This is a genomic window from Geminicoccus flavidas, assembly GCF_009806515.1.
GTDB classification, from domain to species: Bacteria; Pseudomonadota; Alphaproteobacteria; order Geminicoccales; family Geminicoccaceae; genus Geminicoccus; species Geminicoccus flavidus.
In genome coordinates, this window is record NZ_WUJP01000157.1 from 1 (window position 1) to 12,119 (window position 12,119).

9 protein-coding genes are annotated in these 12,119 nt (G+C 68.3%); 3 read left to right on the forward strand and 6 right to left on the reverse strand.

All coding sequences use genetic code 11. The features are described 5' to 3' along the window. Positions 1-21: 21 nt before the first annotated feature. Positions 22-468, reverse strand: coding sequence for a hypothetical protein (locus tag EQG76_RS04260; protein WP_159710916.1), 447 nt, complete (start codon positions 466-468; stop codon positions 22-24). 30 nt (positions 469-498) lie between these two features. Between EQG76_RS04260 and EQG76_RS04265 the strand changes: the two genes are divergently transcribed. After that, entirely contained in the window at positions 499-2,907 is a 2,409-nt protein-coding gene (locus tag EQG76_RS04265; protein WP_159710917.1) for a GcvT family protein, read from the forward strand. A 14-nt stretch (positions 2,908-2,921) separates the two neighbouring features. On the opposite strand, the gene EQG76_RS04270 is transcribed toward EQG76_RS04265, so the two are convergent. From EQG76_RS04270 to EQG76_RS04290, 5 genes are all read right to left on the reverse strand, one after another. Then, on the reverse strand, positions 2,922-3,512 hold the full coding sequence (locus EQG76_RS04270) for a hypothetical protein (protein ID WP_159710918.1): 591 nt from the start codon (positions 3,510-3,512) through the stop codon (positions 2,922-2,924). 36 nt (positions 3,513-3,548) lie between these two features. Further along, positions 3,549-4,532: an ABC transporter permease gene (locus EQG76_RS04275; protein WP_159710919.1), complete on the reverse strand. Its 984-nt coding sequence runs from the start codon at positions 4,530-4,532 to the stop codon at positions 3,549-3,551. Beyond that, a complete protein-coding gene (locus EQG76_RS04280; RefSeq protein WP_200840548.1) occupies positions 4,529-6,085 on the reverse strand; it encodes a sugar ABC transporter ATP-binding protein in 1,557 nt (518 codons plus the stop codon). Before EQG76_RS04280 ends, EQG76_RS04275 begins: the two co-directional genes overlap by 4 nt. Beyond that, on the reverse strand, positions 6,085-7,128 hold the full coding sequence (locus EQG76_RS04285; RefSeq protein ID WP_159710920.1) for an ABC transporter permease: 1,044 nt from the start codon (positions 7,126-7,128) through the stop codon (positions 6,085-6,087). The genes EQG76_RS04280 and EQG76_RS04285 overlap by 1 nt, the downstream gene beginning before the upstream one ends. 76 nt (positions 7,129-7,204) lie before the next feature. Further along, on the reverse strand, positions 7,205-8,221 hold the full coding sequence (locus EQG76_RS04290) for a sugar ABC transporter substrate-binding protein (protein ID WP_159710921.1): 1,017 nt from the start codon (positions 8,219-8,221) through the stop codon (positions 7,205-7,207). A gap of 223 nt (positions 8,222-8,444) precedes the next feature. Here EQG76_RS04290 and EQG76_RS04295 point away from each other — a divergent pair, with 223 nt between their 5' ends. Both EQG76_RS04295 and EQG76_RS32045 read left to right on the forward strand, forming a co-directional pair. Continuing rightward, on the forward strand, positions 8,445-8,975 hold the full coding sequence (locus EQG76_RS04295; protein WP_159710922.1) for a hypothetical protein: 531 nt from the start codon (positions 8,445-8,447) through the stop codon (positions 8,973-8,975). Positions 8,976-9,248: 273 nt separating this feature from the next. Then, positions 9,249-12,119 (forward strand): patatin-like phospholipase family protein (locus EQG76_RS32045; RefSeq protein ID WP_235031201.1); only part of this gene is annotated, 2,871 nt, incomplete at its 3' end.

A 12,119-nucleotide genomic window follows, 5' to 3' on the forward strand; every position in this document is an offset into this window, starting at 1 on the left:
TCTGCAGTCTTGCCATCGCCACTACCGCCAGGCGGCCGGCGGCCGGTTCGGGATGTTCAGGGGTGCTGCACCTTCGCGCGTCCGGCCATAGTTCGGCGGCGGTGCCGGCCACACTGGTGCTGTCGGCGGCGGCTCGCGGGTCGCGGCGGGTGGCAGCGGCGGATTCTCGTCTGGCCGCAGCCTGGTGCCCGGGTCCGGCACGGGCGGCGGGGTCATCACGTCCACGGGCTTGGGGGAGGTCGGGATCACCGTGCCGGGCGACGGCAGGTCCGGATCGCGCGCGACCGGGCCACCGGCCTCCGCCAGCGGCCGGACCGGCGGCGGATCATCGACGAAGTCCGGGGCGCAGCCCACCAGCAACAGGATCGAGGCGGCCAAGCCGGTCGATAACTGGATCTTCCTCACCCGTTCGCCCTTTGTCAGCGCCATGCCGCTCTGAAGATGGTGCCGGCGCTCGGATCGCGCCATGGATGGGTCGCGACAGACGGGAGGGACGGGATGCGCAGCCAGGCTCGGGTCGTGGTGATCGGTGGGGGGATCGCCGGGGTGAGCACGCTGTGGCATCTGGCCCAGGCGGGCTGGCAGGACCTCCTGCTCCTGGAGAAGGCGGAGCTCACTTCCGGCTCGACCTGGCACGCCGCCGGCAACACCCCGACCTTCTCCGGCTCCTGGCCGGTGATGCGCATGCAGGCCTTCAGCCTGGAAATGTACCGCCGCCTCGCCGCCGATCCCGCCCATGGGGTGACCTACCATGTAACCGGCTCCCTGCGGCTGGCCCAATCGCAGGACCGGCTCAACGAGTTCCGGCACGTCACTGGCATGGCGCGTGCTCAGGGGCTGGAGTTCCAGGTGCTGTCGCCCGCCGAGGCAAAGGAGCGCTATCCGTTCCTCGAGCTGCACGGGCTCACGGGCGCGCTGCTCGATCCCCTGGATGGCGACATCGACCCCTCGATGGTGACCCAGGCGCTCGCGGCCGAAGCGCGCGCGGCCGGCGCCGAGATCAGGCGCAACTGCCCGGTCACCGCGATCACCCGGGGCAACAACGGGTACTGGCAGCTCAGCACTCCCGAGGGCGTGGTCGAGGCCGAGCATGTGGTGAATGCCACCGGCTACCGCGCGGCCGAGCTGGGCGCCATGGTCGGGCTGGACCTGCCGGTGGTCACCATGGAGCACCAATATCTGGTGACCGAGGCGATCCCCGAGCTGGAGGAGCGGCCGGGCCTCCTGCCGCTGCTGCGCGACCCGGACGACAGCTATTACCTGCGCCAGGAGCGCAAGGGCCTGCTGCTCGGCCCCTACGAGAAGGAGAATGCGAAGGCGGCTTGGCTGGACGGGCTGCCCGAGGATTTTGCCAACCAGCTCTGGAACGACGACCTGGAGCGGCTGGAGAAATATATCGAGCTGGCCTGTGCGCGCGTGCCGATCCTGGGCAGCGTCGGCGTGCGCCGAGTGGTCAGCGGGCCGATCCCGTACACGCCGGACGGGCTGCCGCTGCTGGGCCCGGCCCATGGGCTCACCAATTTCTGGCACTGCGCCGCGTTCAGCTTCGGCATCTGCCAAGGCGGCGGGGCCGGCAAGATCGTCGCCGACTGGATCACGCAGGGCGAGCCGGAATGGGACGTGCTGAACCTCGACAGCCGCCGGTTCACCGGCTTCGCCAGCAAGTCCTACACCCTCGCCAAGGCGCTGGAGCTCTACGAGAACGAGTACGAGATCGGCTATCCGGTCAAGGAATGGCCGGCACACCGGCCGATGAAGACCTCGCCCCTCTACGACGTGCTGAAGGCCGAAGGGGCCAGGTTCGGAGCGCGCGGCGGCTGGGAGCGGCCGACCTTCTTCGGTCCCAAGAGCGCGGAGACGCCGTCCTTCCGGCGACCGGGCTGGCATGAGCTGGTGGGCGAGGAGGTGCGGGCGGTGCATGAGCACGCGGGCCTATTGGACCTGCCGGGCTTCACCAAGCTCGAGGTGAACGGACCGCAAGCCGCTGCCTTCCTGGACCTGGTCCTGTGCAGCCGGCTGCCGAGACCCGGACGGGTCAGTCTGGCCTATGCGCTGACGCCGCAGGGGGGCATCCGCTCGGAGTTCACCGTGGCGCGCTTGGCCGAGGATCGCTTCTACCTCTGCTCCGCCTCCACCGCCCAGCACCACGACTTCGACACGCTGGCCTGGCACTTGCCGGCGAACGGCGTGGCGATCGCCGATGTCACGGCGCGGTTCGACACGCTGGTGCTGACCGGGCCCCGCTCCCGCGAGGTCATGGCAGCCGTCACCGACCTCCCGCTGGACAATGCCGCCTTCCCGTGGATGGCGGTCCGCAGGGCCACGATCGGCTCGGCACCGGTCGTGGCGATGCGGCTCTCCTATGCCGGCGAGCTGGGCTATGAGCTGCACGTGCCGATGGAGCATGTGCGTGAGGTATATGGAAGGGTGAAGGCGGGCGGGCGGGCCTTCGGGCTGCGCCATTTCGGCATTTATGCCCTGGAGTCCATGCGGCTGGAGAAGTGCTACCGATCCTGGGGCGCCGACCTGGTGACCGAGTACACGCCCTTCGAGGCCGGGCTGGACCGGTTCGTCGACCTGGCGAAGCCGGGCTTCGTGGGCAGGGAGCGGCTGATCGCCCGCAAGGAGGCGGGCCTGCGCGACCGCTTCGTGCCCCTGCTCCTCGAGGACGGGGACAGCGACGCGGTCGCGGTGGCCAGGGTGTTGGACGGAGACCAACAGGTCGGCCTGGTCGGCTCGGCCGGCTTCGGCCACCGGATCGGCCGGTCGATCGCCCTGGCCTATGTCGCTAGGTCCCATGCCGAACCAGGCACACGGCTGGGGGTGGAGGTGCTGGGCGAACGGCGCGCCGCGGTGGTTGCCAGCGAGCCACTGTTCGACCCGGAGAACCTGCGCCTGCGTGGCTAAGTGCCGGCAGTGCCTCAGTAGATGACGGCGTAGCGGGTCAGCCCGTCCCGCTCGATGCGGCGGATGCCCCGCCGCCCGCCGGGGTCGGACATGGCGTGGAGGATGTTCACGAGGTCCGGGACAGTTTCGTCCCGCTCCGCGAGCACGGCCGCCACCTCGTCCAGGCTGGCGCTGTCGGCCTCGGGATCCCGTGCCTGGTTCTTGGCCGTGGCGCTGGCGAGCGCTTCCAGCACCAGGACCTCCTGCTCGTCCAGCCGCGAGATCAGGGCCGCCGCCTTCTCGATCGTGTCGAGGATCACCAGTGCTGCGGCGATGCCCCCGGCCGTAGGATTGGCCAGCGCCGCCACCACGGCGCCAGCGCTCTTCACCGTGGCGACCAGCGCGGCATAGAGGGTCCGGCGCAGGGGGAAGTGGTAGCGGCCGATGACCGCACTCGCCCCGACCTCGCCGCGATTGGCCGGATGGTCTCGCAGCTCGCCGAGTGCTGTGCGCAGCCGGTCGAGGTCCGGCAGCGGCCCTTCCGGCAGGCTGAGCTCGGCCAGCACCTCGCGAAGCTCCGCCTCGCTGTCGCCGATAACGACCAGGTCCGCGCTGCGCGTGACCATCCAGAAGCCTCCGTACCTCCGCCCGCCCCAGCCTCGTCAGGCCGTCTCCACCCGGATCTTGCGCCGCTCCAGGCGCTCCAGCATGCCGGTGCGCAGGCTGTCGACCAGCACCGCGATGAAGATGATGGCGCTGACCACCAGGGGATAGACATAAGGGTCGGCGTTGATCATCACGAGGCCGTTCTCCACGGTCTGGATCAGGATCGCGCCGAACACGGTGCCGACCACCCCTCCCCTTCCGCCGAACAGCGAGGTGCCGCCCAGCACGGCGGCGGCGATCACCGGGAATTCCTTCTGGAAGCCGAAGGTCGAGGACGCCGCGGCCACCTGGCTGGCCGAGACCAGCCCGCCGATGGCCGCGCACACCCCGGCGATGCAGTAGACCGAGAACAGGATGCGCCGCACATCGATGCCAGCCTTGGCCGCGGCCTCCGGGTCGGCACCCACGGCATAGACCTGCCGGCCATAGGTGGTCAGCCGGAGCGTCACCCAGGCGATCACGAACACTAGGAGGAAGATCCAGATCGGCACCGGCAGGCCCAGCCAAGTCGTGCGCCCGAGCAGCAGGATCTCCTTGCCGAACGGGATCATCTTCACGCCGGACAGGTAGAGCGCGATCGCCCGGCCGACGAACAGGGTGGCCAGCGTGGCGATGAAGGCCGGCACGCGCAGCCTGGTGATGACGAAGGCATTCACGGCACCGAACAGGAGACCCAGGAATCCGGCTACGGCGAAGCCGAACACGGGGTTCCAGCCCTTCATGTAAAGGGCCACCACGATGCAGCTCGCATACATGTTGGCGCCGACCGACAGGTCGATGCCCGCCACCAGCAGCACGAAGGTCATGCCGATCGCGATGATCGCGATATGCGCCGCCTGGGTGACGATGTTCATGAAATTGGTCGGGCTGAGGAAGCGTTCGGACAGGGAGCCGAACACCAGCACCAGCACGAGGAACAGGATCAGGGGCGCGTTCTGCAGGAACAACAGGCGGATCTTGCGGCTGTCGGCAAGGCTCATCGGCCACCCTTCGTCACGCTGTCCCACATGGCGCTGCGCATGATCCGCTCGCGGTCGAACTTCGCCCGGTCGAAGCCGGCGCGGATCTCGCCATGACTCATCACCAGGATCCGGTCGCAGATGCCGATCAGTTCCTCGATCTCCGAGCTGATCACCAGGACGCCCGTCCCCTGCCCCGCCAGCTCGTTGATGATCTTGTAGACCTCGTACTTGGCGCCGACGTCGATGCCGCGGGTCGGCTCGTCCAGGATGAACAGACGCGGGCTGCGCAACAGCCACTTGCCGATCACAACCTTCTGCTGATTGCCGCCGGACAGGTTCTTCACCAGCGTCTGGACGAAGTCCCTGGCGTTCACCTGCACGTCGCGCCCGGTGCGTTCCACGGCATCACCCAGCCGGGTCCGCTCGATCAGCCGGCCGAATCCGCCGGCGAAATTGGGCAAAGACGGCAAGGCGAGGTTGTCGGCGATCGGGCCGTCCATCATCAGGCCCTCGGCCCGGCGGTCCTCGGTGAGGAACGCGATGCCGCGCGCCATGGCGGCCTCGGGCGTCGGCCGCTCCAAGGGCTGGCCGTCCACCAGGATCCGGCCGGAGGCATACGGGTCCAGGCCGAACAGGATCCGGGCCATCTCCGAGCGCCCGGAGCCCATCAGGCCGGAGATGCCGACCACCTCGCCCTGGCGGACCTGGAAGCTCACGTCCTTGATCATGCCCGGCTGGGTCAGCTTCTCGACCTCCAGCACCGGCTGGCCCTCGCGCGGCCGGCTGGCCCGCGGCGGGTAGATCTGGTCGATCGTCCGGCCGACCATCGAGGTGATGAGCTTGTCCACCGTCATCTGGCGGGTCGGCGCGGACGCCACCACGTGGCCGTCCCGTAGCACGACGATGTCGTCGGTCAGCCGCATCACGTCCGACAGGATGTGGCTGATATAGACGATCGCGATGCCGCGGCCCTTCAGGCGCTGGATCTGGCCGAACAGCCGTTCGGTCTCGCGCGCGGTGAGCGAGGTGGTGGGCTCGTCGAAGATGACGATGCGGGCGTCCGCGCCCAATGCCTTGGCGATCTCGACGAGCTGGCGCTCGCCCTGGGACAGGCGGCTCACCAGGGTCGCGGGATCGAGGTCCAGGTCGATGGCAGCGAGCAATTCCTTCGCCCGGGCACGCACCTTGCGCCGGTCGATGAAGGGCAGGCCCCGGACCAGCTTTGGGAACCCGCCGATGAACAGATTCTCCTCGATCGACAGGTTCTTGAAGAGGTTGAGCTCTTGGTGGATGAAGGCGATCCCGGTGGCTTCCGCGTCCTTCGGGCCCTTGGGCCGGTAGGGCTGGCCGTCCAGCACCATCTCGCCCCGGTCCGGCTGGTGGATGCCGCCCAGGATGTTCATCGTGGTCGACTTGCCGGAGCCGTTCTCGCCGATCAGACCCAGGACCCGTCCAGGGGCGAGCTCGAAGCCGACATCGTGCAGCACCTGCACGCCGAAGAAGCTCTTGCACAGGCCGCGGACGGCCAGCAGGGGTGCCTGGACCGGTGCCTGCACCTGCTTTTGGAACATCAGCCGCGCCCCTTCAGGCGCTGGCGCTGCGCGTCCACGATCGCGGCCAGCAGGATCACCCCGCCCTTGATCGCGAACACGCCGGCCAGCGACAGGCCCAGCAGCTGCAGCCCCTTGTCCACCACGGTCAGGAACAGGGCGCCGAACACCACCCAGAGGACCTTGGCCTTGCCGCCGAACAGGGACACGCCGCCGATCACCGCGGCACCAACCACGTCCAGGAGGATGCGCTGGCCCAGCACCGGCGTGCCGGTCTCGAGCCTGGCCGTGTAGATCACGGCGGCTAGGCCCGCGCAGGCACCGGAGATCACATAGGCCCAGAACATCGTCCGGCGCACCGGCACACCGGAGACCGCGGCGGCGTTTGGGTTGATACCGATCGCGAACAGCCAGCGGCCGAACAGGGAATGGCTGAGCGCCACATGGGCGAGCAGGCCCACGGCCAATGCGATCAGCAGCGAGAAGGGCAGCTCGAACACCCGCCCCTGGCCGATGAACACGAACTCCCGCGGCAGTGAGCCGATCGAGCTGCCGTCGTCGGTGAGCAGGGTGGTGACCCAGATGGCCGCACCGGAGAAGAACATCATCGTGGTCAGCGTCACGATGAAGGGCGGCATGTTGAAGCGCGTGGTGCAGGCCCCGTTGAAAGCGCCGACCGCACCACCCACCGCCATGAAGGCGAGGATGCCGATGGCCACCACCAGAAAGGCCGGCAGGCCCACCAGCGGCCCGCCATCCATGGTGATCACGGCGGCACCCAGCACGCTGGAGAATGCCAGGACCGAGGTGGCGGACAGGTCGATGCCGGCCACCACCAGCACGAACATCTGCCCGATCGCCACGATCAGCAGCGGGATCATCGCCGCCAGGATGTCCCGCCAGGTGTCGGCCGTCAGGATCTCCGGCACGATCAGCGCCATGCCGGCGACATAGACGACGGTCAGGAACAGGACGAGATACTCGGACAGCAGCAAGCGCCGCCAGAGCGGCAGGCCCGGCGCCGGAGCAGGTCGATCGAGCCTCGTCGTCTGCGCCGGGGTCATGACGATTCCAGCAAAGGGCGCGTGATCGGAACGGAGCGGGCGGCACCTGCCGCCCGCCAGGACAGACTAGTGAAGCTCAGCCGGAGATCGGCTTGCCGCCGTTCTTCTCCCAGACGATGTAGCCCCACATCTGGTCGCGGACCTGGTCCTTGTTCTCCTGGGTGATCACGAAGCCAGGATCCATCAGGAGCTTCTCGGGCTTCTTGCCGGCCCACATGTCCTGGAAGGCCTGGAAGGCCATGTCGACCTCCAGGAACAGGTTCTGCACGCCGCAGGCATCGAGGTAACCATCCACGATGCGCTGGTAGGCGCCGTCGTCGCCGTCGAAGCCGCCGAAGATGACGTGGCCTTCCTCGTCACGCTTCTTCCACATGTCGAAGGTCTCAAGCACCTGCTGAATCTGCGGGTGCATGAAGTCTGACGAGGTGAACAGGAAGTTGATGTCGGGGTTGGCCTGGAGCGCGTTCATCAGGCCGGCAAAGGCCTTGTCGGCGTTCCACTCGGTGGCGACGCGGGCCACCACCTCGATGATGTCCTGGTTCTGGTCGACGATGTCGAAGAAGCCGTCGCGGCGCTGGATGGCGTTCACGTCGCCCAGATCGCCGATCAGGATGCAGGCCTTGTACTGGCCGCCCCGACGCTTGGCCTCGTCCACCATGAACTGCACGGTGTCGCGCGTGATCTGGCGGTTGTCGGCCTGGATCGCGACGGAATAGGCATCCGATTCGGCCGGCGGGCGGTTGAAGTGGACCATCGGGATGTTGGCCTCGTTGGCCGCCCGGATGGCCGGGATCACCGCCTTGGAATCGGTCTGGATGATCAGGATCCCGTCGACCTTGCGGGCGATCATCGCCTTGACCTGCTCGAACTGCTTGTTGTCGTCGAAGTTCGAGATGTTCTCCAGGAGCTCCCAGCCGTTGGCCTTGCCCCTCTCCTTCATGATCTCGAGGCCCGACACCCAGAAGGGCGAGACCAGGCTGTCGAACAGCAGGGCCACGGTCTTGCCCTCCTGAGCCTTGACCATGATCGGCAGGCCGGCGGTGCCGGCGGCGAGCAGGCTGCCAATGGTGAATTCACGACGCGCCAGTTTCATGACGTTCGACCTTCCCTGATCCAGCGGTGCTCTCATGCTCGCCTGGTCGTCGCCCGGGCAGTCGGCACCTGTCATGCCATCAGACAGTATGGAGGCGCCCGATCCGCGTCAATCCGACTCGCGTCCCAAGGGGAGACTGGCCCGCCGTCCCGATCCGCCATAGGTGAGCGGAGAGGAACGGCGCCCCATGTCCTGGGCGCCGCCGGTGAGTGGAGCAGGATGGATGCGCGAAGCGGTGGCGGTGTTCGACGATGCGGTGTCGCTGGAAGGTGCTGTCGCCGAATTGAACGAACGGGGTTTCGCCGACGAGGACTTGAGCATCCTGGGCAGCCAGGAGGCAATCGAGGCGAAGCTCGGCCACAGCCCGCGGCAGGCCGAGGATGCGGAGGACGATCCGTCCGACCCGCGCGAGCAGGTGATCCCGGCCAAGGAACTGGCCGAGCACGAGCGCACGCTGGCCAACGCCTACTGGGTGCTGCCCACGCTGCTGGGCGCCGGTGCGGTGGTGGCGACCACCGGTCCGCTCGCCGCCCTGGTGGTGGGTGCGGTTGCCGGCGGCACACTGCTCAGCACTACGCTGGCCGGCCTGATGGACGCCCGCTACGCCCAGCATCTCGACGAGCAGCTGGAACGGGGTCGCGTCCTGCTCTGGGTCCGCACGCCCGACCCGGACCGGGAGCGGATCGCGCTGGAGGTGCTGCAAAAGCATGCGGGGCGCGACGTCCATGTCCACGAGTTGCGCCCGGAGGCGTGACCGGCCCGGCCGTACGGCGGATGCGCCCAAGAATCCGGCGCATGACGTGATGCAGATCACCAGCCACCAGCGTCATGTCGATTGAGGATCCAAGTCGACCGGCCTATAGCTTCGTCGTTCTTCCAAGAGCCTAACGAGACCTCGGCAGCCAATAGCCAGCCAGCTATTGCAGTGGAGGTTCCGATGCGCCTGTCGACCATCGCGGCTTCGATGCTGATCACCCGGCTGCCGCTGCCCACCCTGTCCCCGCCATGACGGGCAGGAGCGGGGCCCATGACCATCGACCGCAGCGCCACCCGGTCCCCATGCTTGGATACGCGGGCCGTCCTGCAGCAGGAGTTCGACGCGCTCTGGCCGGGTGAACGGCCGGCCAGCCGCCCGTTCGCCTCGATCCACGAGTATGGCCAAGCAGCACTGGCAAAGGACCAAGCGGCCCTGTGCCTGTCCGGCGGCGGAATCCGTAGCGCCGCGTTCGGGCTAGGCGTGCTGCAGGCGCTGGCCGCGATGAACCTCCTGTCCCGCTTCCAGTATCTCTCGACCGTGTCGGGCGGCGGCTATATCGGGAGCTGGCTGCAGCGCTGGCTGCACGCCTGCGCTGAGGGCGGCAACAGCCGGGCCGGGCAGGACCCGGTCCGGCAGGTCGAGGCCGAGCTTGCCGGCACTGCCCCGGAAGCCCGTCAGGTCGCCGCCCTGCGCGAGCATTCCAACTTCCTGAACCCGCGCATCGGCCTGTCCTCGATCGACAGCTGGGCGGCGATCGTCATCATCGCGCGCAACCTGCTGCTGAACTGGACGGTGTTCCTGCCCTTCCTGGTGATGGCGGCAACCCCCACCAATTTCTACCTCTCGCTGGTGCTCAGCGCCAACGGGGTCACCACCACCGGCGCACTGGTGGCGGCACTGGCCCTCCTGTTCCTGGCGACCTACCAGATCTGCCTGCTGCTGCCCTCGCACCGGCGCTGCCAGCTCGGCCACGACCAGGCGAGCGCCCGGAACCATCTCCACCTGCGGGTGATCTGGCCCGCTTTGGCCTCGGCCATGCTCCTGCCGGTCTGGCTGGCCCACGACATCCAGGTCCCCGTTCCCCCGCGGCTGACCGGGATCGCGGCACCCTTCGAGCTCAGGGGCAGCGGGCTCCTGTTCGGTGGCCTTTGGTCGTACCCGCACCCGCTGCAGCGGGCGCTGGTGGCGATGAGCCTGCCGTTCGCCCTGCTCTGGCTCGTGCTGATCAGCGCCTATCTCGCCGCGATGATCCGCAGCGGCCGGGCGGTGCGCGACCTGTTCCGGCGCAATCTGCTGGTATGGGTGGCGATCTCCGCGATCGCCGCGGCCTTCGTCACCGCCTGCGTGCCGCTCGGCTGGCAGATGTTCGGCGACGCCGCCGGTCTGCGGCAGGACTGCCCGATCGGACAGTCCATCCAGGACTGCTACGGCCAGGCCATGGTCGACCGGACCGCGCTGGGCCAACGGCTGGTGGCGGCACTGGCGCCGTTCTGGATCACGCTCGGCTACCTGCTCTGCTCCGCCCTGTTCGTGGGCTTCCGCCGGGCGTCCGGCCTCCTGTCCAGCGAGGTCGACCTGCTCGACGCCGACCGCGAATGGCTGGCGCGGATCAGTGCCATGAAGGTAGTGCCGGCGGTGATGTGGGCGGTCTTCACCCTGATCTGCCTACCCCTGCCCCACTGGATCCTGGCCGGATCCGACTGGCCGTTCAGCTTCAGCGCCACCATGCTGGCCACCGGCCTCGTCAGCGTGTTCGGCGGCAAGAGCACGCTGTCCTCGCTCAAGCCTTCTGTCAGCGGCCGGGCGCGGCGCTGGCTGACGGTCGACATCCTGGTAGCGGTCGCGACCTTCGTGTTCCTGGCCGCCCTATTCCTCGTCCTCGCCTATGGCGAGCTGAAGGCCGCCGTCCACGTGGCGCAATGGCTGGAGACGGTGCCGCCCTTTTCCTGGCGGAAGAGCATGAGCCTGGGCTGGCTGGGGCCCTTGTCCGAGCCGATGCTGCTGGGCCACCTGGTGATCCTGGCGGTCCTGGCACCAGTGCTGTGGCTGGCCGGCCGGCGGATCAACGTCAACCAGTTCTCCCTGCACGGGATGTACCGCAACCGCCTGATCCGCGCGTTCCTGGGCTCGGCCCGCGCCGAGCGGCTGCCCAACCCAGCCACCGGCTTCGACCAGGACGACAACGTCCAGCTCCACGAGCTGGACACCCGAGTGGACGGGCGCCGCGTCCTGCTCCCCGTGATCAACGCCACCATGAACCTGACCGACAACAACACGCGGCTCGGCTGGCAGGAGCGCAAGGCCGCCTCGTTCATCCTGACCCCGTACGCCTGCGGCAGCGCCAGCCTGCCGAGCGGCGACACCCATGCCGGCGGCGCCTATGTCGAGAGCGCCTGCTATGCCGGCCGGCAGCCGGGGCAGCTACCTTCGGCCCATCCTGGTGAGAAGACCGGCATCACGCTGGGCGGGGCCATGACCATCTCCGGCGCCGCGGTCAGCCCGGCCATGGGCTACCATTCCTCGCCGGCCACGGCCTTCCTCATGACCCTGTTCAACGTCAGGCTGGGCGTGTGGGTGCCGAACCCGGGCTATGTGCAGACCCATCCCGAAGATGCCGGGATCAGCCGGCAGGCCTCGCCGGGCTTCGCGATCTTGCCGTTCCTGAATGAGCTGCTGGGCCGCGCGGGTGCGCAGCGGCGCTTCGTCTACCTGTCGGACGGCGGCCATTTCGAGAATCTCGGCCTCTACGAGATGATCCGCCGACGCTGCCGCTTCATCGTCCTCTCGGATGCGGCCGCCGACCCGGACTGCCGGTTCTCCGACCTCGGCAACGCGGTGCGCAAGATCAAGATCGACCTGGGCGTGGACATCGAGTTCCTGCCGATCCGGATCGCCCCCAGGGGCAAGGTCGATGCCGGCACCACCTCGTTCGCGCTCGGGCGGATCAGCTATCCGGAAGCGGCCGGCGACCCAGAGCGGTGCGGCTGGCTGCTCTACCTCAAGCCCACCTACCTGGAAGACCTGCCCGTGGACGTACGCGCCTATGCGGAGGCGAACTCCCTGTTCCCGCACGAGCCGACCTCGGACCAGTGGTTCAGCGAATCGCAGTTCGAGAGCTACCGGCGCCTGGGCGAGCACCTG